Raw genomic sequence first — 20,722 nt, forward strand, 5'->3', positions numbered from 1 at the left:
GCGGACCGGCGCGAGTCGCCGTTCTCACACAGATCAGGACCGAGAGCGCCCACAAGGCTGGGCGCGGGCCGGTACTTTGGGGCGTGGGCCCCGACGGGCAGCAACACGCCCGGGCAACCGGCCCATTGCACGAGGAGGCAACGTGACCGACACCGCTAGGGCGCGCAAGCTCGCCGACCGCATCCAGGTGGTCGTGGCCGAGACCCTGCAACGCCGGATCAAGGATCCGCGTCTGGGGTACGTGACCATCACCGACACGAGGGTCACCGGCGATCTGCGCGAGGCCACCGTCTTCTACACCGTCTTCGGCGACGAGACCGAGCGCGAGGCCACGGCCGCCGCGCTGGAGAGCGCCAAGGGCGTCATCCGTTCCGAGGTCGGCAAGATCGGGGTGCGCTTCACCCCGACGCTGACCTTCGTGGCGGACGCCCTGCCGGAGAACGCCCGGAACATCGACGACCTGCTCGACCGGGCCCGGGCCATCGACGCCGCGGTGCGCACCACCGCGGCGGGCGCGACGTTCGCCGGTGACGCCGACCCGTACAAGGTGCCGGCGTCCGAGCGTGACGACGAGGACGAGTAGTCATGGCGGGTGAGCCGGCAGCGGCCGGTTCGACAGCTGGACCATCCACGGGGGCGTCCTCCACCACCACGGTGGAGGGTGCCCTCGCGGTGCTTCCGGGGCCGCGCGCCGAGGAGAGCGGCTTCGAGCTGGTCTGGCAGCAGGTCGTCGCGGAGATCGGGCGGGCCGGGTCGATCGACCTGATCTGCCACATCTGCCCCGACGGCGACGCGCTCGGCTCGGCCCTGGCGGCCGGGCTGGCGCTGCGCGGGCTGGGCCACGACGTCCGGGTCTCCTTCGGCGACGACCCGCAGGTGGTGCCCGAGTCGCTGGCCTTCCTGCCCGGCCAGGAGCTGATCGTGCCGGCCTCCGAGGTGCCCGACACCCCGGAGCTGGTGCTCTGCTTCGACGTGGCCGCGGAGAGCCGGCTCGGGCTGCTGCACGACAAGGCCTTCGCCGCGCCCGTGCTGGTGGTCATCGACCACCACGCCTCCAACCCGGGCTTCGGCACCCACCAGTTGATCGACCCGACCGCCCCGGCCACCGCCGTCCTGGTGGACGAGCTGCTGCGCCGGCTCGGAGTCGAGCTCGACCAGCCGCTGGCCACCTGCCTCTACACCGGGGTCGCCACCGACACCGGTTCGTTCAAGTACCGGGCCACCACGCCCGCCACCCACGAACTCGCCGGGCGGCTGCTGTCCACCGGCATCCGGCACGACCTGATCTCCCGGCAGCTGTGGGACACCTCCTCCTTCGGCTACCTCAAGGTGCTCGCCGCCGCCCTCGACCGGGCCGTCTACGAGCCCGACGCGGCCGGCGGCCTGGGCCTGGTGTGGACCTGGGTGCCGTACCAGGACCTGGCGCTGTTCAGCGTCACCGTCGAGGAGATCGAGGGCCTGATCGACATCGTGCGCCGGCCGGCCGAGGCCGAGGTCGCACTGGTGCTCAAGCAGGACCCGGACGGCACGCTGCGCGGCTCCTCGCGCTCCAAGGGCGCGGTGGACGTCGCGGCCGCCTGCGCCGAGCTCGGCGGCGGCGGGCACACCTACGCGGCCGGGTTCTCCGCCCGGGAGGGCGTGCAGGCCGTGGTCGGGCGGTTCCGCAGTGCGCTGCGGCCGATCAGTTGATCACTTTCACAGAAAAGAACAGATGAAGCGCAAAGGAACCGGTCCGGACGGTCTCGTCATCGTCGACAAGCCGGAGGGCATCACCTCGCACGGGGTGGTCGCCAAGCTCCGGTGGCTGGCCGGCACGCGGAAGGTCGGCCACGCCGGCACCCTCGACCCGATGGCCACCGGCGTGCTGGTGATCGGCGTCGAGCGGGCCACCCGGCTGCTCGGCCACCTGATGCTCACCGCCAAGACGTACGAGGCGACCGTCCGGCTGGGCCAGACCACCGTCACCGACGACCGGGAGGGCGAGGTCACCTCGTCCACGGCGGCGGACGGCGTGAGCCGGGAGGCCGTCGAGGCCGGGGTCGCCGCCCTCACCGGCGCGATCATGCAGGTGCCGTCCAAGGTGAGCGCCATCAAGATCGACGGCAAGCGGTCCTACGCGCGGGTCCGCGAGGGCGAGGAGTTCGAGCTCGCGGCCCGACCGACGACCATCCACTCCTTCACCGTGCACGAGTACCGCACCGCGGTGGCCGAGGACGGCACGCCGGTGCTCGACCTCGACGTCACGGTGGAGTGCTCCTCCGGCACCTACATCCGGGCGCTGGCCCGCGACCTCGGCGCCGGGCTCGGCGTGGGCGGCCACCTCACCGCGCTGCGGCGCACCAGGGTCGGCCCGTACGGCGTGGAGTCGGCGCGGACGCTGGAGCAGCTGGAGGAGTCGGTGACCGGCGAGGCCGCCACCGGCCTGGAGGTGCTGCCGATCGGCGCCGCCGCGGCCGCGGCCTTCCCGCGCTGGGACCTCGACGCCGACCAGGCCAAGCAGCTCTCGCACGGCTCCCGGCTGAAGGCGCCGGGGCTGGGCGTGGACGGGCCGATCGCGGTGTTCGGGCCGGACGAGCAGTTCCTCGCACTGGTCGAGGAGCAGGGCGGCCAGGCGAAGCCGCTCGCGGTCTTCGTCGGCTGATCCGCGGCAGCACCCGAGCCCCTCGTCGCCCTGCCGGGCGGCGGGGGGCTCGCCGCGTTCCCGGGCCGGCTCTCCGGCGGGAGCCACCCGGGCGCTGCGCTCCGGGGGAAGGGACGCGGCTTCACCCGGACGGGGGAGCGCGCGAGGTGAACCGCGGTGGTGAGCGGCGCGGGTGCGGTCGGGCCTCCACGGCGGCGGGCAGGCTCCCGGGCAGCGAGCAGGTCGCCGCGACGTGTCCGCCCGGGCCGTCCGGCCCTGCCGGGGAGGGCTGCGCGACATGCCGGGATTCCTGGACGGCGACGAGGTGGCGGGGGATCCGGGGCGGTACCTGCTGCGCATCCGCGACCTGGACGGACGGCTCCGCGGACTGGGCTTCGTCGCCGACCCGCAGGGCACCGTGCTCACCGCCCACGAGAGTGTCGCGGGCCTCGACCGGATCGTCCTGCACACCCCCGGCGGGCAGACCCGGGTGCTGGGCCCCGAGAGCGTCCTGCCGCTGCCCGGTCACGGGCTCGCCCTGCTCCGGACCGACGGCGTCGGCGGGCTGCCGGTGCCGCCGCTGCCGATCGCGTCCGTGGACGGCGTGCTCGCCGCCCGCGGTGCGCTGCTGGCCGTGCCGGCCGGCGGGGATGGGCCGGCGGTGGCCCTGCGCTGCGGTGTGCTCGGTGCGACCGGCGCGGTGCACGTCCGCCCGGACGCCTTCCACCTGATCGGCGGCGTCCTGCTGCTCGACGTGCCGGCCGTCGGCGGCGGCCCGGTGACCGTCCCGGCCGGGGCGCCCGTGCTGGACGCCCGCAGCGGCGCGGTGGTCGCCGTCGCGGCCCCGGCGCTGCGCGCACCCGAGCAGGCGGGCGCGCTCGCCGCCGCCCCCGTGAGCGGCTCCGGGGCCATGCGGACCGCCCCCGGGCTGGCCGCGGCACTGGCCCGGAACGCGGCCGGCGTGCCCGGGTACGGGACGGCGCTCAACCTGGCGGGCGTGCTGCGGCTCGCCGCCGCCCAACTGGCCGCCGCCGGCGCCGGCCCGGGGCGGGTGGCCACGCTCGCCGCCGACCGGATCGACCGCCCCGACGGCCTGGCCGGCGACGAACCGGTGGCGGCCGTCACCGCGCTGCTCGGCGAGCCCGGCTCGGGCCGGACCACCGAACTCGCCGCGCTCGCCGTCCGCCGCGGCGCCGGCGAGCACCCGCGGCCCACCCTCTGGCTGCGCGGCGCCGACCTGCGGGCCGAGGACACCTCGCTCGCCGACGCGGTCGGCCGTGCGCTGGAGGGCGCGGCCGGGCCGGACAGCCGGCCCTCGCCCGGGCCGGACACCGTGGCCGCGCTCTGCGCGCAGGCCGGCCGGCCGCTGCTGGTCGTGCTGGACGGGCCCGAGGAGGCGCCCGCACCGCTGGACGCGGAGTGGCTGCGGTCGGCGGGGGAGTGGCTGACGGCCGTCGGCGCGCGGCTGCTGACGGCCTGCGGGGAGGAGGCCTGGCAGCGGCTCGCGCCCGCGGCGGACGGCGACCCCGGCCCGGGCGCGGCCACCGGTGGCGACGACCGGGGATGTGCGGGGGAGGGCGCTTTGCCGGCCGGTGCCCGGGCCCGGCCCGGCGCCTTCCCCGGCGCTTTCCCCGGTGCCTTTCCCGGCGCCTACGCCGTCCACCGCCTCGGGCCGCTGCCGGCGGAGGCGGCGGACCGGGTACGGCGGCGCTACGGCCTGCCGCCGGGGTGGCCGGCCGCGCCGGACGCCCGGCACCCGCTCGCGCTGCGGCTGGCCGGCGAGCTGTGGGCCGAGGGGCTGCGCGGCGAGCCGCCGGGCCGGGCCGAGCTGTTCGCCGCCCGGCTGGACCTCTGCTGCCTCCGAGTGGCCCAGCGGCTCGTCGACGGCGGGCGGTCCCGGCGGCCGGGCGCCCACCGCCGGGGCGCCGGGCGGCCCGTCCGGAGCGCGCACGGCCGGGTGCGGCGGCTGGCGGCGGCGGTGGCGGGCCGGGTGCACGAAGCGGCCCGGCGGATGCTCGGGGCGGAGCAGGGCGGGCTCGGCCGGGCGGCGTTCGAGGAGCTCTTCCCGGTGCCGGGCGGCTGGGCGACCGCCGTGCTGGCGGAGGGACTGTTCGTGCCCGCCGGGCCGGGCTACCGCCTGGCGCACGGCGAGTTCTCCGACTGGCTGCAGGGCCTGCACCTGGACCTCGACGCGGCGCTTCGGCTGCTGCTCGGCGAGGCGGCGGACACTCGCCCGGCAGGGGAGGACCGGGCGGTGCCCCGGCATCGCGTCGGCCCGGTCGCGGCCGCCCTGCGGCGGCTGGCGGAGGCCTGGGGCGCACCCGCGCTGGACCCGTGGCTGCACCGGATCTGGCGGGCGCTGGACCTGCGCCCGGCCGGCAGCGAACCCGGCTGGTGGGCCGGCCGGTTGCTGGTCGCCGGTCTCGCGGCCAGCCCGGAACTCGCCGAACACCGGGCGCTGCTCGGCCAGTTGGCCGTCCGGATCGCGGAGGTCGCCCCGGCGGCGGGCGGCTTCGAACGGTTGCCGGCCGACGGCCTCGGCCGGTTCGGCCCGGCGTTCTGGACCGGCCTGGGCCTGCCGGCCGGGACCGAACTGGAGCTGCTGCGCCGCCTGGTGGCCGCCGACGGACCGGGGCAGCCGTTCCTCGCCACCGTCGCCGGCCGGCTGCGCGCCGACCCGGCCGGTGTGCTGCCGCTGCTCTGCCGGTGGTTCGAGGACCCGCGCGGTCTGCCCGGCCGCCCCGGCACCACCGTCGCCGACCTCGCCCACGACCTGCTGTACGCCCACCGGGCCCTCGCCCTGGACGAGTTGGCGGACGCACTGGCCGACGCGGCGCACCCGCGGGCCGACGCACTGCTCACCGTCCTGGCGGCGGAGGAGCCCTCCGCGCTCTGCCGCGCGGTGGACCGGTGGAGCCACGACCGGCGGCCCGAGCGCCATGTCGCCGCCGCCGTGCACGCCCTGCGGGCCGCCCCGTACGCACGCGGCGCCGGTGCGCAGCTGCTGCGCTTCACGGCACTGACCCTGCTCGCCCGGGAGGAGGAACCGGGCCTGCACGGGGCCGCGCTGGCGCTGCTGGTCCGTGACCCGGCCACCCGGGCCGGCCACCTGCCGGCGGCGCTCGCCCGCTACCGGGGCGGCGAGGACGGCTTCCTCACCGCGCGGGCGCTGGCCCCTGCGCTGGAGAGCGACCCGGAGCCGGTGCTCGCCGCCCTGGCGGACCGGCTGTCGCGGCCGGGCGCACCGGCCGCCGGGATCCTGCGGGTGCTCGCCGACGCCGACGCCCCGCCCGCCGGCCGGCGCAGTGCCGAGCTGGCGGCCCGATTGCTGCGCGACCACCCCGCCCTCGCCGGAGCGGTCGCCGTCGACTACCTGGGCCGCCGGCTGGCCCGCGGGGCCGTCGAGGGGCCGGCCGCCCGGCTGGAGCTGCGGCTGCTGCTGGGCAGCGCACTGGCGGCCCGGGCGGCGGCGGTCCGCAGGCCGTTCGCGGAGGTGCTGGCGGTGCCGGTCGCGGACGCCGTGGCGGACGCGGTGCGCTCCGAGCTGCTGGACACCGTGCTGGCCACCGAGGGCGACCCGGAGGTGCTCGCCGCCGTGGTCGAGCGGCTGGCCGGGCACGGTGCGGCCGAACGGCCGGCCCGGGCGCGGACGGTACTGGCCCGGGCAGCGGGCGGCCTGCCGGACGCCGACGCCCTGCTGGTGCGCTGTGCCGGCCGCTCGGCGGGCTTCGCCCAGCTGCTGGCGCAGTGGCCGCGGGAGGGCTGGCCGGTCCGGCCCGGCGGGCCCCGGCTGGACCGGATGCGGGCACTGGTGGAGGCCGGGCGCGATCCGCAGGAGGCCGCCGCCGAGGCGGCACGCGCGGGCGGTGCCGCCCTCGTGCCGGCCACGGTCACCGGCCGCGGAGCCGGCCGCGGAGCCGGCCGCGGAGCCGGACGTGAGACCGCGCACAGCTCCGGCCCGCCGGACGGGCCGTCGGAGGGCGCCGGGGCCGCGCCGGAGCAGTCGGCGGAGACCGCTCCGGGGGCCGTTCGCACACCGGCCGCCGTCACCCGGCACCCGGCGGTGCGCCCAACCCGCCTTCCGGTGCCGAAGCAGGGGCAGGCGCATGGCACGCTATAGGGGTTCGGGTTTTGAGCGTTTGAGCGTACAGAAGGTACGCGCCGTACGGAACAAGGAGCGGTCAGGGTGCAGCGCTGGCGTGGCCTGGAGGAGATCCCCGGTGACTGGGGACGCAGCGTCGTCACCATCGGTTCGTTCGACGGTGTGCACCGCGGACACCAGCTGATCATCAACCGGGTGGTCGAGCGCGCCCGCGAACTCGGCGTCCGCTCGGTCGTCGTGACGTTCGACCCGCACCCGAGCGAGGTCGTCCGCCCGGGCACCCACCCGCCGCTGCTCGCCCCGCAGCCGCGCCGCGCCGAGCTGATCGAGGCGCTCGGCGTGGACGCCGTGCTGGTGCTGCCGTTCACCGCCGAGTTCTCGAAGGAGTCCCCGGAGGTCTTCTTCCAGCAGGTGCTGGTGGACGCGCTGCACGCGTGCCTCGTCATCGAGGGGCCGAACTTCCGCTTCGGGCACCGGGCGGCCGGGAACGTCGAACTGCTCGCCCGGCTCGGCGAGGGTGCCGACTGCGGTGTCGAGGTGGTCGACCTCCAGGTCCGCGGGACGGTCGGCGGCGGTGAGCCGTTCTCGTCGACGCTGACCCGGCGGCTGGTCGCGGCCGGTGACGTGGCGGGCGCCGGTGAGGTGCTGGGCCGCCCGCACCGGGTCGAGGGAGTGGTGGTGCGCGGCGCGCAGCGCGGCCGTGAGCTCGGCTACCCGACGGCCAACGTGGAGACGGTGCCGCACAGCGCCGTCCCGGCGGACGGCGTCTACGCGGGCTGGCTGACGGCGGACGGCGAGCTGATGCCGGCGGCGATCTCGGTCGGCACCAACCCGACCTTCGACGGCACCGCCCGCACGGTGGAGGCCTACGCGATCGACCGGATCGGCCTGGACCTGTACGGCCTGCACGTCGCCGTGGACTTCCTGGCCTACCTGCGCGGGATGGAGAAGTTCGACTCCATCGAGGCGCTGCTGGAGCGGATGGCCGACGACGTGAAGCAGGCCCGCGACCTGACCGACGCGACCTGACCGACGCGACCTGGCCGACGCCTCCCGCTCCACGCCGCCGCGGACCTGACCGGGCCCGCGCGACCCGGCGCCCGCGGACGCCGAAGGGCCCGCCGATCCTTCGATCGGCGGGCCCTTCGGCGTGCTGCTCCTACTGCTGCCGGGGCGGCTGCGGGTAGCCGTACCCGCCGGGCGGCTGGGCACCGGGCTGCGGCTGCGGGTAGCCGTATCCGGCCGGCGGGGGCTGCTGCTGCCAGTCCTGCTGCGGCGGCTGCGCGCCCGGCTGCGGCTGGGCCTGCGGGTACCCGTACCCGGGCGGGGGTGGCGGCGCCTGCCCCGGCTGCGGGGACCACGGCGCGCCGGGCGCGGGCTGCCCGCTCGGGTAACCGCCCTGGCCGGGCTGCGGCTGCTGCTGGTAGGGCTGGGCCTGCTGGGGGTACCCGGCCTGCTGCGGGTCGTACGGCTGGGGCTGGCCCGGGTAGGGGCCGGCGGCCTGCGGGGGCTGCTGGGCCTGCTGCTGCCAGCCGGACTGCTGGGCCGCCTGCTGGGCGCGGACGATGTCCTCGCCGACCAGGGTGGCCAGGTCGAAGTAGGCCTCGCGGACCTTGGGCCGCATCATGTCGAGGTTGACCTCGGCACCGGCCGCCAGGCTCTCGTCGAACGGCACCACGACGACGCCGCGGCAGCGGGTCTGGAAGTGCGCCACGATGTCGTCGACCTTGATCATCTTGCTGGTCTCGCGGACCCCGGAGACCACCGTGATGCTGCGCTGCACCAGGTCGGCGTAGCCGTGCGCGGAGAGCCAGTCCAGGGTGGTGGAGGCCGAGGAGGCGCCGTCCACGCTCGGGGTGGAGACGATGATCAGCTGGTCCGCGAGGTCCAGCACCCCGCGCATCGCGCTGTACAGCAGGCCGGTGCCGGAGTCGGTCAGGATGATCGGGTACTGGCGGCCCAGCACGTCGATCACCTGGCGGTAGTCCGAGTCGTTGAAGGTGGTCGAGACCGCCGGGTCGACGTCGTTCGCCAGGATCTCCAGGCCCGAGTGCATGTCCTGCGAGGTGAACTGGCGGATGTCCATGTAGCTGCGCAGGTGCGGGATGGCCGTCACGAGGTCGCGGATGGTCGCGCCGGTCTGGCGCTTCACCCGGCGGCCGAGGGTGCCCGCGTCAGGGTTGGCGTCGATCGCGATCACCTTGTCCTGGCGCTCGCTGGCCAGGGTCGCGCCGAGCGCGGTGGTGGTCGTGGTCTTGCCGACGCCGCCCTTGAGGCTGATCACGGCGATCCGGTAGCAGCTCATCACCGGGGTGCGGATGGTCTCCAGCTTGCGGGCCTTCTCGGCCGCGGCGGCCTTCCCGCCGAACTGGAACCGCGGTTGCTGGCGCTGCTGCTTCGGCTGGCTGCGCAGCAGCCGGTCGGAGGAGAGCTCGACGGCGGCCGTGTAGCCGAGCGGCGCGCCGTGCGCGGTCGGCTGCGGGGCGGCGGCCTGCTGGAACGCGGCCGGTGCCTGCTGGGCCTGGGGGGGCTGCTGCTGCCACGGCTGGGCCGGACCGGGCTGCTGCGGCTGCGCCGCCTGCTGGGGTACCTGTTGCGGTACCTGCTGCTGGTCGGCCCACGGCTGGGCCTGGGCCTGCTGCGGGGCCTGCGGCTGGGCCGGGGGCTGCTGGTAGGTGTTCGGCTGCGGCCAGCCGGCCTGCCGCGGGTCCACCGGTCCGGCCTGCGGTCCGGGCGCCTGCGGTCCGGGTGCCTGCGGTCCGGGAGCCTGGTGTGCCTGGGACGGCTGGGCCTGCTGGCCTGCGGCCCAGGCGGCGGCCTGCGGGTCCGGCTGCTGGGTCTGCGGTGCGTAGCCGTGCTGGTCCTGCGGCTGCGGCGGGTACGCCTGGGGGTCCTGCGGCTGCGCGTACGGGTACGGGGCCTGCTGCGGGTCGGCCCACGGCTGGGCCTGGGCCTGCTGCGGGTCGGCGTAGGGCAGTGGCTGCGGCTGGACCGGTGCGGGCGCGGGCTGCTGGTGCGCCACCGGCTCGGCCGGCGGCCAGGGCTGCGCCGCGACCTGCGGCTGCTCCGGCCCGGGGCCGGGCACCGGCACGGGCGCCTCGGTCGGCGGTGCGGCGAAGGGGACGTGCTGCGCCTCGACGTGGGTGGCGGGCGCGGGGCCCGGCTCGGCGATCGCCTGCGGCGGCACCGGGCCGTCGGCACCCGGGCCGCTCACGACCGGACCGTTCGGGACCGGACCGTCCGCCACCGGGGCGACGGGCGGCGCGGCCACCGGCACGGGCGCGGGCCCGGTCATCGGCTCGGCCGGCGGACCGGCCACGTGCGCAGGGGCGGGCGCAGGGGCGGGGACGGGAACGGCTACGGGCACCGGCGCGGCCGCCGCACCCGGACCCCCGACCGGCGCGGCCACCCCCGGAGCACCCGGGATACCCGGGCCACCCGGAGCACCAGCCGTACCCGGTGGTCCCGCCGCGGGGCCGGGAGCGGGCCCGGGTGCGACCGGCGCGCCCGGAGCCGCACCGGTGTCCGTCTGCACGTACCAGGACGGGGGAGAGTAGTCGGGTGCGTCGGACCAGTCGTCGTCGTCCTCCGCCGCGTTGTCGCCGACGTAGACGCCGTCCCGATCGCTGCTCACCTAGGGCTCCCTCGTGTTCGCCGCCGCTCGTCGCGGTGCCGTTGCCGCATCAAAGACTAGGCCGTGCGGCACCCCCCGTTGAAGGCGGAGTCTCATCTCGCCCGGTGAACGGCGGTGGACGCCGGAGAACGCCGGAGGACGCGGAAGGACGCCGGAGGACGACCCGGCCGGGAGGAGGCCGGGGGCGTCCGGGGGCGTCCGGGGCGTCCGGCCCCGGGTCAGTCGATCCGGCGCGGGCCGCCCAGCACCTGCTGCTCGGCCTGCCCGGCGATGGCCCGGACGTACTGGCGGCGCATCCGGGTCGTCCAGAGCGTCATGTCGTCGCCCAGGGTGGGCAGCGCGGTGACGTCCTGCGGGCCGAGCGAGAGGACCCGGCCGATCAGCTCTGCCTCCTGCGGCGACACCCGCTGCACGCCGACCAGGTCGGCGGCGTTCAGCACCCGGGCCGCGTTCGGGCCGAGGTACGGGAGCAGGGTCAGCGTGGTCTGCCAGGGTGCGGCGGAGAGCCGGCTGCGCGGCGGGCGCACACCGAGGTCGCGCACCACCAGCACCGGGGAGTTGACCGAGGCGCCCTGCGGGCCCAGCCGGCCGACCTGGTGGATCGTCACGCACGGCTGGCCGCCGCCCGCGGCCTGCGCCATCGGGCCCCAGAGGTTCGCACGGGCGGTCTCGACGGCGATCCGGGCGCCGGTGGCGGCCGCGCGCAGCGCGATGACCTGGGCCGTCCAGACCCCGCCGACCAGCACCAGGTCGTAGGCGCTGGGCCGGAACAGGCCGAGCACGGCGGGCTGCTGCTGGACGTCCTCGCCGATCAGCACACCGTCGTCGCCGACCGGGAAGGAGAGCGCGCCGAGGTCCTCGACCGTCAGCACGTGCTTCTCCCGGCGCGGGCCGCGCAGGCCGAAGCCGGGCAGGATGCGCGGCCGGACCCGGGGCTGCTCGGTGCCGGGCTGCGGGCCGGGGGCGGTCGGGTAGGTCTGGTACGCCATCAGGAAGCACCTCCCAGGGGCAGGGTGGCGAGCATGCCGGGGGCCTGCTCCAGGTCCAGCCGGCTGAGGCCGAGGCCGGCGCTCTGCGCGCGGGCCTCCACCAGCCGTCCGACCTGGGCCACCTCGCTCTCGCTGCGCCCGGTCACCCGGACGTGGCCGCTGACCGTCACCGAGCCGCCGGTGCCGTGCCCGGCGGTCAGGCTGAAGGTGCTGGCCAGCGCGGGCGAGCCGGTGAGCAGGTTGACGAGGTCCGGTGCGGCGATCCGGCCGGGGGAGCCGCCGGGGCGGCTGAGCTGGGGCCACCGGGAGATCCAGTAGGTGCTGTGCCAGCGGTCGTCGATCCGCCAGAAGCGGTTGCTCTCCTGGGTGCGGCGGCCGCTGCCGCCGCCGCTCCCGGTGCCCTGACGGCCCGCCACGGCGAGCGGGTTGGCACAGGTGGAGATGGCGATCGCGGCGATCAGCTCGCGCTCGTCCAGCACGGTGGCGTTGAAGCCCGCGCTGTTGAGCCGGCCGGCCAGCTGGTCGGTGACCCGCTGGAGCGCCTTGCGGGCGCCCTCCTCGCCGCCGCCGCGGGCCCGGACGGCGGTGGCCGCGCGCTCCGGGTCGAGCTTGAGCGCGACCCAGGTCAGCCGCAGTCCGGGGGTGGCGGTGCCGTCCGGCAGTTCCTGGTAGGCGCGGGCGGCCAGCGACTGCTCGGGCAGGTGCGGGGCCGGCGCCGGCTGGGTGTGCTGGACGACCTGCACGGACTCCAGGGTGATGTCGTCCACCTGGAGCGCCGAGCAGACCACGTCCAGCGGCAGCGGCAGGGCGGTGCGGACGGGGCGCAGCGGCTGGTCCTTGGCCTGGACGAGCAGCACCGAGCTGAGGAAGGTGCCGTCGCCGACCATGCCGGTCTCGCGGCGCATCGGGCGGCCGCCGAAGTCGGTCTCGGTGGCGTGCGTGCAGGTGCGCAGGGCCGGTTCGAGTTCCAGGGCGGGGGCGACGGCCGGGTCGGTGCCGGCCGGCGGGACGTTGGTCCGGGCCTGCTTCCGACGGGCCTTCAGGGCGGCGCGCACCCGCAGTGCCTCGGGGATGGTCCGGCCGCGCAGCGGGATCACCGCGAGGACGACCAGCGCCAGCGCGACCGCACCGAAGGCGCCGGCCACCGGCTTGCTGATGGTCCAGCCGACCGCGACCAGGGCCACCGCGACCTCGATCAGCACGAGCTGCTGGAGCCTCAGCCGGCCGCCGAGCAGCCCCGGCCGGGGGTGCACGCGGACCGGGACGGGGGCGCCGTGGCCGCCGGCGGGTGCGGTCGGGGGCGCGGCGGCGGGGGCCGGGTCGTGCGGTGCCCGGCGGCCGGACCGGCGCGACCCCCTGCCCTGTGCCGTGCTGCGGCGCCCTGGAGCGGTCTGGCTTGGCATCCCCCGAGTGACCCTCTCTGATCAGTTGTCGCGGCCCGGTTGGCCGGTTCGCGAACCGTACCCGTACCGTACTCACCGTCTGCTGCCGCATCGTAGAGGGTTCGAGGTCGCTCTCGCCCGGCGGGTGCGGACCACGGGGCATGTCGGTCAGACAGGGGAGACGACGAGCATGGCATCACGCCGGGACGAGCTGAACGCCTACACGTTCGCCCGCAAGCGAACGGTGGGAGCCTTCCTGCTGCCCAGCGGCGGCGGCAGTGACGAGGACGCGCCGCGGCCGGTGAAGGCGATCCTGCCGAGTGTGGTGATCGGCGCACTGGTGGTCGGTGGGTTCGGCGTCTGGGGGGTGTTCAAGCCGAGCGCGCCGGTCGGCTGGGACGAGGGCAAGAACATCATCCAGGGCAAGCAGAGCACCACCCGGTACGTGGTCCTGGTCGATCAGGACACCAAGGTGAAGCGGTTGCACCAGGTGCTCAACATGGCCTCGGCGCGGCTGGTGCTGTCGGCCGACGCCAAGGTCGTGGTGGTCGCCGACGAGGTGCTCGACAAGTACCCCAACCACGGTGCGACGATCGGGATCCCGTACGCGCCGGACAAGCTGCCGACCAAGGCCAACGTCAGCAAGGCGATGAAGTGGTCGGTCTGCGACCGGCCGGGCTCGGACGACAAGCAGGAGACCGTCAACCAGGCGGTGTTCGTGGCGGGCGGCGCCGACGCCGGGGCCCTGGAGGCCAAGGACCGGGTGCTGGACGTCGACCAGACGCTGCTGGTGCAGCAGATGGACGACCAGCAGGTGACCGTGCAGCCGGGCGGCGGCCAGCCGGCGGCCGGCCAGGGCAAGCTGAAGCTGTTCCTGATCGACGCCAAGGGCCGGAAGCACGCGATCGCCCCGGACGAGCCGGACGGCACCAAGACGCAGCTGGTGGGGGCCGTCTTCGGGACGACCGCGACCCCGCAGCGGGTGAAGAAGGACTGGCTGGACACCCTGGCCGCCGGCAGTGACCTCGTCTTCCCGAAGATCGACGGCCTGGTCCCGGACGCCAAGGGCCCCAACTCCACGGTGGCGCTGCAGAACGCGGAGGACCGCAAGGTCGGCCGGCTGGTCAGCGCCGGTGACCGGTTCTACGTGGTGGGCAAGGACCGGCTGTACCTGATCACCCAGTTCCAGGCCGAGCTGATCCGTCAGAACCCGGCGCTCCAGCCGCTGTACAACCAGGACGCGAACAAGAACCCCCGGGTCGACCCCATCACGCCGGCGGAGCACGCCGCGCTCAAGAGCGACACCCCGCTGATGGGCGAGGGCGCCAAGGACTGGCCGACCAGGACGGGTGCCCCGGCCAACAACTGGCAGGCGCCGAAGGACGCGAGGGCGGTCGTCTGCAGCACCTTCGACGGGGTGGCGGAGGACGGCAGGACGCCGCGCCGCAGCGTCTGGGCGGGCCCGGACTACCCGGCGAAGTACGGCAACGGCGCCGTCTCGGCCCATGTGACGCCCGGCCTCGGCCTGTTCTACCGCGCGCTGGACAACAGCGTGGACGGCTCCGGCAACGACTACCTGATCACCGAGACCGGGCTGCGGTACGCGGTGCCGGCCAACAGCACCGGCGGCAAGGGCGGTTCGGCGACCGGCGCGTCCGGATCGCCGAACGCGACCCCGACCCCGACGAAGACGCCGTCGGCCCAGCCGACCGATCCGGCCGCGCCGCCGCAGCCGGAGGAGCCCGGCGGCAACCAGGCCCGGCTCGGCTACCAGGGGCTCCAGCCCGTTCCGGTGCCGCAGGCCTGGTCGAACCTCGTGCCGGCCGGCCCCCCGCTGAATTCGAAGAGCGCGGCCCAGCAGCAGAACGCCTGACCGTCCCTGTCGGGCAACGGAATTGGCCGCAGTGTCATGGTCTGGTAACTACCCGTCGCCCGGTGTTGGGTGAGTTGCGTGTGCCGACTACAGTGCTGCTGGACATCACACCGTGATGCGCCGGAGCGACCGGGAACGGGTCTCCGGACACAATGTCTGTCTCATGGGGGACGATAGAGCATGGGTCAGTTCACGACGACCGCTCAGGAGATGCTGGGCTTCGCCAAGCACATGGACGAGGTCATCGGCAAGATCGAGGGCGAGATCAAGAGCCTGAACGCCCTGGTCGACTCGATCAAGGGTGGCTGGAAGGGCGAGGCCGCCACGGCCTACGGCAAGCTCCAGGCCGACTTCAACGAGGACGCTCGGCTGCTGAACGAGTCGCTGAAGAAGATCAAGGAAGCGATCGAGATCACGACCAAGCAGTACTCGCAGACCGACGCGGACCAGCAGGCCACCTTCAAGTCCTGATCCCTGCGCTCTTCCAGGTCAGCTATCGACGTCACCCACTGAGGTCCGACGTCGCCATCCCGACAAGGAGACATCGTGTCCGACGGCCAGATCCACGTTAATTTCGAGACCGTCCGCAGCGCGGGTACGCAGGTCCGCAACACCGCCAACCAGATCAAGTCGCAGCTGGACGAGCTCAAGTCCGGCGTCAACAAGATCGCCCAGAGCTGGCAGGGTGTCGCGCAGGAGGGCTACCGCGCCCACCAGGCGCAGTGGGACCAGCGCGCCGCGCACCTCCAGGAGACGCTGGCGAAGATCGCCACCTCGCTGGACAGCGCGGCCGAGAGCTACAACAGCACCGAGAACAGCAACAAGCAGCTCTGGTCCTGACGGATCCCGAGCCCCGCGAGGGGCGCGAGTGACTCCGCCGAAGGGGCGGGTGCCCGGCACACGGGCACCCGCCCCTGGCGCGCAACACGGGGTGGACGACATGAGGGGTGGCAGGGTGTCCGTGGTCAGGTACCGGAAGGCGGCGGCGACGATGGCCGCGCTCGCGGTGCTCGGCGGCCCGCTGGCCGCCCCGGCGTACGCGGACGGCCCCGGTATCGCCGCCGCCGGTGACTGCTCCAAGGCCGCGCAGAACGTGCAGGCCGTGCCGTGGTCGCTCCAGCGCATGGTCCTCGACGAGCTCTGGCAGGGCGGCCGGACCACCGGCGCGGGCGTGATGGTCGCGGTGATCGACACCGGCGTGGACGACACCAACCCCCAGCTCGCCGGCCGCGTCGTGGACGGCGGCTCGCTGCTGAAGGAGAAGGACGGCCAGAAGCCGGAGGGCGACGCCAAGGTCGACCCCGTCGGCCACGGCACCAAGGTGGCCGGCATCATCGCCGCCGGCCACAGTGACGTCACCGGGTTCGTCGGCCTCGCCCCCGGCGCCACCATCCTGTCGGTCCGCCAGAACGACGCCGAGGGCAGCGGGGACGTCCACACCCTGGTCGCCGGGATCAACACGGCGCTCCAGAGGGGTGCCAAGGTCATCAACATCTCCCAGGACGTGCGCGGCGCGGGCACCGCCCAGTTCTCCGGGTACGCCGAGCTGAAGGCCGCGATCGACGCGGCCGAGGCCAAGAACGTGGTGGTGGTCGCCTCCACCGGCAACGACGGCAAGGAGGGCGACACCTACCCGGCCGCCTTCCCCTCCGTGCTCGCCGTCGGTGCCTCCGACCGCAACAACGAGCGTGCCCCCTTCTCCCAGTACGGCGACTTCGTGGACGTCGCGGCACCCGGGGTGGACATGCTCTCCACCGTCCCCCGGGGCGGCCAGTGCGTGGACAACGGCACCAGCTTCGCCGCGCCCTACGTCGCCGGCCTGGCGGCGCTGCTCGTCGGCGCCCATCCCAACTGGACGGCCCCGCAGGTCCGCGCCTGGATCGAGCAGACCGCGCAGCGCACCGACCGCAAGGACAACGAGTACGTCGGCTGGGGCGTGGTCGACCCGGTCAAGGCCGTCACCAAGGCCCCCGACGTGGCGCCCGACAAGGCCGTCGAGGACAAGTCGGTCTCGCTGGCCGCCGCCGCGATCGTGCCGCAGCCGGTCGGCCTCGGCGAGACCCAGGCCGACCGCGACGGCCGCACCGCGACGTACGTGCTGGGCGTCGGCGCCCTGCTCGTCGCGCTGCTCATCGGCGGCGGCGTCGTGCTCCGCGACCACCGCCGGCGCCCCTCGAACTGAATTCCCGGGCCTTTTCCCGTCCGTCTGTAACATCCCGCCCCGCTCACCGCATCGAACAGATGTCGACGACAACGAGCAGAGGGCACGGGGGACATGGGGCGGACCGGTGGCACACGTGACGGCAAGGACGCGGAGTTCCTGGAACTCGTTTCGAGCCGGACCGGCCATCTGTACCGCTCGGCCTGCCTGCTGACCAGCGGCGACACCCATCATGCCGAGGACCTCGTCCAGGAGGCCCTCAGCCGGATGTACGTGCTGTGGCGCCGCAGCGCGTGGACCGGCGGCCGGCACCGGATCGACAACCCCGGCGCGTACGCCCACACCGTGATGGTGCGCACCTTCCTCGCCCAGCAGCGCCGCCGCTCCAGCGGCGAGCGCCCCACCGACGACCTGCCCGAGCCCGTCGGCGGCGAGGTGGACAGCACACTGCGGCTGACCCTGCTCGACGCGCTCGGCCGGCTGTCCGCCAAGGACCGGGCGGTGCTGGTGCTGCGCTTCTGGGAGGACCGCAGCGTCGAGGAGACCGCCGAGGTGCTGCGCGCCTCCTCGGGTGCCGTCCGGACCAGGACCACCCGCGCCCTGGGCCGGCTGCGCAGCATGCTCGGTGACTCGCTCACCGAACTCGCGGCCCACTGAGCCCGCCGCCGGGCACGCCATGCCCACCGACCCCACCCCGTGACCGAAGGAAACGGTGACCACGCATGTCCGAACAGGACAAGTTCGAGGACGATCTTCTCTATGCCATGACCCGCACCGGCGAGGGCTTCCGCACCGAGCCGGCCCCGCTGGCGAGCGGCGGGCTGCTCCGCGGCCGCCGCCGCTGGCGCCGCCGCTCGGCCGCCGCGGTGGTCGGCGGGGCCACCGCACTGGCCCTGGTCGGGACGGGCGCGGTGTACCTCGCCGGCGGTACCGGCTCCTCCCCGGTGGGGACGGCGTTGACGGCGGCCGCCTCGGGAGGCGCCGCCACCTCGACGGCGAGCGGTGCGGGCACCGGGTCCGCCGCTCCGACGGCCTCCGCCTCCGCCTCGCAGGCCGTCATCACCGGCAACGAGGTGCTCGCCACCCTCCAGGCGCTGCTGCCCGAGGGCGAGGCCACCGAGGGCAAGGGCCGGGGGACCGACGACAGCACGATGCACGGCACCTTCGCCGGGGCCGACCTGGTCTTCGACGACGGCCACGGCAAGTCGCTGGTCCAGATCGCCGTCCAGAAGCACCGCAAGGGCCAGGCGCAGCCGCACACCTGCCCGGCGGACCTCAAGCTCTCGCGGATCGACTCCTGCGCCGTCACCAAGCTCGCGGACGGCTCCGAGCTGATGCTGACCCAGGGCCACGAGTACCCCGACGGGCGGGCCGACACCAAGGAGTGGTCCGCGGTCCTCACCGGCCCGGACGGCCGGGAGATCTCGCTGAGCGAGTGGAACGCGCCCAAGGAGAAGGGCGCACCGGACAGCCGCCCGAACCCGCCGCTCACCCTGGACCGGCTGAAGGCGGTGGTGGTCGACAGGTCCTGGGACCGGATCGTCGCGGCCGTCCAGTACGACGGGGTCGACAACGCCGCGCAGGACACCGGCCTGTCCCTCCAGGACCGCCGGGCGATCCTGGCCCAGCTGCTGCCCGCCGGCGTGACCGTGACCGGAATCGACGGCACCGAGCTGGTCGCCACCGTCCAGCTGGCCCAGGGGCAGACCGCCGGCTCGCTCGTCCTGCGGGTGCAGAAGATGGTGCCGGCGCCGGGCGACCCGAAGGGGGAGACGGTGTTCGGGGACGCGACCGTCCTGCCCGACGGGAGCAGGCTCAAGGTGTTCGGCCCGGCCTCCGACCCGAAGACCAAGATGATGGCGGACGTCCTGCGCCCGGACAACATCCGCGTCATGGTCTCCCAGGGGCCGACCGGCAAGACGCTGCTCACCCCCGAGCAGCTGACGGCGATCGCCACCAGCCCGCTGTGGAAGGCGAAGAGGTAGCGGGCGCACAGCGCGGAAACGGCAGTGCCCCGGGCGAGGGGGAGCCCGGGGCACTGCCGTGTGGGGGGTGGGGGTCGGTGCGGCGCTCTCAGGCCTGCTGGTCCTCGGGGAGGGTGATCACCCAGCGGGTGGCCTGCCGGGGCCGCAGGTAGAAGAGCCAGTAGAGGGTGGCGCCGGCGGTGATGCCGCCGGTCCACAGCAGCGGCACGGTGTCCAGCTGGGTGATGACGTAGACCAGGACGACGATCAGGACGACCGGCACGGCCGGCCAGAGCGGCATCCGCCAGGCGGCGGCGTGCTTGTGGTGGTTGCGGCGGGAGAGCAGGGCGGCGATCGCGACCAGCAGGTACATCCCGGTGACGGCGACGCCGGTGATCTCGCTCAGCAGCTCGCCCTTGACGAAGCAGAGCGCGGCGCCCGGCAGGCCGACGGCCAGGGTGGCGACCCACGGCGAGCCGAACCGGCCGAGGGTGGAGAAGGCCTTGTTGACCGGCTCGGGCCAGGCCTTGTCGCGGGCCGAGGCGAACAGCACCCGCGAGTTCTGGATGACCATGACGATGCCGGCGTTGATGATGGCCAGCGCGACGCAGAGGCTGATGAAGGTGCCGACGGCGGAGTTGCTCCAGGCGGTGACCATGCCGGAGATGTCGCCGGAGGTCAGGGTCGCCAGGTCGGGGGCGCCGACGGTGATGGCCGCGACCGGGACGAGGATGACGGCGGCCGAGATGGCCAGCGTCCACAGCACGGTGCGCGAGACGTTGCGGCGCGGGTTCTCCAGCTCCTCGGAGAGGTAGACCGCGGTGGAGAAGCCCTGGGTGATGAAGAGGGCGATGCCGAGGGCGCCGATGATGGCGCCGATGCTCACCGTGGTGGCGGTGCCGTTCGCGTCGGCGACCACGCCGTGCAGCATGCTGGGCGCGTTGCCGTTGGCGTGGGCGAAGCCGAGCACCGAGACGACACCGGCGGCGATGACCTCCAGCACCAGGAAGATGCCGGTGATCCAGGCGTTGGCCCGCAGGTCCAGCAGGCCGGCGAGGGTGGCGGCGAGCATCACCGCGGCGCCGGCGATCGGCTTGTCGACGTGCAGCACGGGGGCGAGGTAGTCGGCCGTGCCGAGGGCGATCACCGAGGGGACGATCATCACCACGATCAGCGAGAGCACGAAGACCAGCCAGCCGGCCAGTCGGCCGGCGAGGGTGCCGACCATGGCGTACTCGCCGCCGGCGCTGGGGATCAGGGTGCCGAGCTCGGAGTAACAGAAGGCGACGGCGATACAGAGGACCGAGCCGATCGCGATGGCCAGCGCGGTGGCGCTGCCGATGCTGGAGAACAGCTCCGGGACGATCACGAAGAGCGTGGAGGCCGGGGTGACGCAGGAGAGCGTCAGCAGTGTCCCGCCGACGACGCCGATCGAGCGCTTGAGCGTCTGGGGGGACGCGATCGCGCCCTCGGCGGCCGCAGTGGGGGCTGCGGCGTGGGGCGGGCGAAGCGTGTCGGTCATGAGGCTTCCGATCGGCTCTGAGCGGTCCTGGAGAGGGAGCGGTATCGCCTCCGCTGGCTGGTTGCTCTGGGTCTTGGTTCTGACGCTCCCGGTCCGCCATGGAACCTTGGCCGTATTGATTGCGTCAACGCCGGAATTGCTACGGAATCCGTTGCGTCAAGGGGCATAAACATGCGATCCAATGATCACGAGCGGTCATTGTCACGTATGTCCGTGTTGTTACCTTGGCCACATCGCACTTGAATCCAAGGTGAACGGAGCATTGCGTGCGCTCATTCAAAGGCCTCGGGTGAGCGGGAGGGCGGCTCGCCCAGGCAGCCTCCCGCGGCCGGGCGGCCGTCCCGCCGGGTGCGGGAACCGCAGCGCGGCGCCGGAAAGATCTAGGTAACGTTTCAGCACCCGGACGCCGAAGGGGCCGGGCTCCGCAGAACCCGACCCCTTCGATCACTGTCCGTCACCGCCGCCGGAGGCGTCA

Annotated in this window: 15 protein-coding genes; 11 read left to right on the top strand and 4 right to left on the bottom strand. The window is 74.7% G+C overall.

From position 1 onward, the window contains the following. Positions 1-142: 142 nt before the first annotated feature. From rbfA to OH807_RS27440, 5 genes are all read left to right on the top strand, one after another. Positions 143-583 (top strand): 30S ribosome-binding factor RbfA, encoded by a 441-nt coding sequence (gene rbfA, locus OH807_RS27420; protein WP_406203695.1) that lies wholly within the window; start codon positions 143-145, stop codon positions 581-583. Positions 584-585: 2 nt separating this feature from the next. Continuing rightward, the gene (locus tag OH807_RS27425; RefSeq protein WP_406203698.1) at positions 586-1,689 is read left to right on the top strand and encodes a bifunctional oligoribonuclease/PAP phosphatase NrnA; all 1,104 of its coding nucleotides are present in this window, start codon (positions 586-588) and stop codon (positions 1,687-1,689) included. Between the two features lie 22 nt (positions 1,690-1,711). Beyond that, positions 1,712-2,641 (top strand): tRNA pseudouridine(55) synthase TruB, encoded by a 930-nt coding sequence (gene truB / locus OH807_RS27430; RefSeq protein WP_406203700.1) that lies wholly within the window; start codon positions 1,712-1,714, stop codon positions 2,639-2,641. Positions 2,642-2,918: 277 nt separating this feature from the next. Further along, complete coding sequence (locus OH807_RS27435; protein WP_406203703.1) at positions 2,919-6,740, top strand: serine protease; 3,822 nt, start codon at positions 2,919-2,921, stop codon at positions 6,738-6,740. Positions 6,741-6,806: 66 nt separating this feature from the next. Next, positions 6,807-7,751: a bifunctional riboflavin kinase/FAD synthetase gene (locus tag OH807_RS27440; protein WP_406203706.1), complete on the top strand. Its 945-nt coding sequence runs from the start codon at positions 6,807-6,809 to the stop codon at positions 7,749-7,751. A 130-nt stretch (positions 7,752-7,881) separates the two neighbouring features. Here the strand turns inward: OH807_RS27440 and OH807_RS27445 are convergent, their stop codons facing one another. The 3 genes from OH807_RS27445 to eccE all read right to left on the bottom strand — a co-directional run bounded on the left by OH807_RS27445 (position 7,882) and on the right by eccE (position 12,748). Further along, positions 7,882-10,356 (bottom strand): AAA family ATPase, encoded by a 2,475-nt coding sequence (locus OH807_RS27445; RefSeq protein ID WP_406203709.1) that lies wholly within the window; start codon positions 10,354-10,356, stop codon positions 7,882-7,884. Between the two features lie 218 nt (positions 10,357-10,574). Then, the gene (locus OH807_RS27450; RefSeq protein WP_406203712.1) at positions 10,575-11,345 is read right to left on the bottom strand and encodes a hypothetical protein; all 771 of its coding nucleotides are present in this window, start codon (positions 11,343-11,345) and stop codon (positions 10,575-10,577) included. Next, entirely contained in the window at positions 11,345-12,748 is a 1,404-nt protein-coding gene (gene eccE / locus OH807_RS27455) for a type VII secretion protein EccE (protein WP_406203715.1), read from the bottom strand. The genes OH807_RS27450 and eccE overlap by 1 nt, the downstream gene beginning before the upstream one ends. 169 nt (positions 12,749-12,917) lie before the next feature. Here eccE and OH807_RS27460 point away from each other — a divergent pair, with 169 nt between their 5' ends. The 6 genes from OH807_RS27460 (at position 12,918) to OH807_RS27485 (ending at position 18,746) form a co-directional block, all read left to right on the top strand. Beyond that, positions 12,918-14,600, top strand: a complete 1,683-nt coding sequence (locus OH807_RS27460) for a type VII secretion protein EccB (RefSeq protein ID WP_406203718.1) — start codon at positions 12,918-12,920, stop codon at positions 14,598-14,600. A 180-nt stretch (positions 14,601-14,780) separates the two neighbouring features. Further along, complete coding sequence (locus OH807_RS27465; protein WP_406203721.1) at positions 14,781-15,071, top strand: WXG100 family type VII secretion target; 291 nt, start codon at positions 14,781-14,783, stop codon at positions 15,069-15,071. A gap of 75 nt (positions 15,072-15,146) precedes the next feature. Beyond that, complete coding sequence (locus OH807_RS27470) at positions 15,147-15,440, top strand: WXG100 family type VII secretion target (RefSeq protein ID WP_406203724.1); 294 nt, start codon at positions 15,147-15,149, stop codon at positions 15,438-15,440. Positions 15,441-15,555: 115 nt separating this feature from the next. Then, on the top strand, positions 15,556-16,782 hold the full coding sequence (gene mycP / locus OH807_RS27475; RefSeq protein ID WP_406203727.1) for a type VII secretion-associated serine protease mycosin: 1,227 nt from the start codon (positions 15,556-15,558) through the stop codon (positions 16,780-16,782). Positions 16,783-16,875: 93 nt separating this feature from the next. Further along, positions 16,876-17,418 (top strand): SigE family RNA polymerase sigma factor, encoded by a 543-nt coding sequence (locus OH807_RS27480; RefSeq protein WP_406203730.1) that lies wholly within the window; start codon positions 16,876-16,878, stop codon positions 17,416-17,418. A 65-nt stretch (positions 17,419-17,483) separates the two neighbouring features. Next, a complete protein-coding gene (locus OH807_RS27485; protein WP_406203732.1) occupies positions 17,484-18,746 on the top strand; it encodes a hypothetical protein in 1,263 nt (420 codons plus the stop codon). 88 nt (positions 18,747-18,834) lie between these two features. Here the strand turns inward: OH807_RS27485 and OH807_RS27490 are convergent, their stop codons facing one another. Beyond that, the gene (locus OH807_RS27490; RefSeq protein WP_406203735.1) at positions 18,835-20,247 is read right to left on the bottom strand and encodes an APC family permease; all 1,413 of its coding nucleotides are present in this window, start codon (positions 20,245-20,247) and stop codon (positions 18,835-18,837) included. Positions 20,248-20,722: the final 475 nt, after the last annotated feature.

The organism is Kitasatospora sp. NBC_01560, from assembly GCF_045208415.1.
Taxonomy (GTDB): Bacteria; Actinomycetota; Actinomycetes; order Streptomycetales; family Streptomycetaceae; genus Kitasatospora.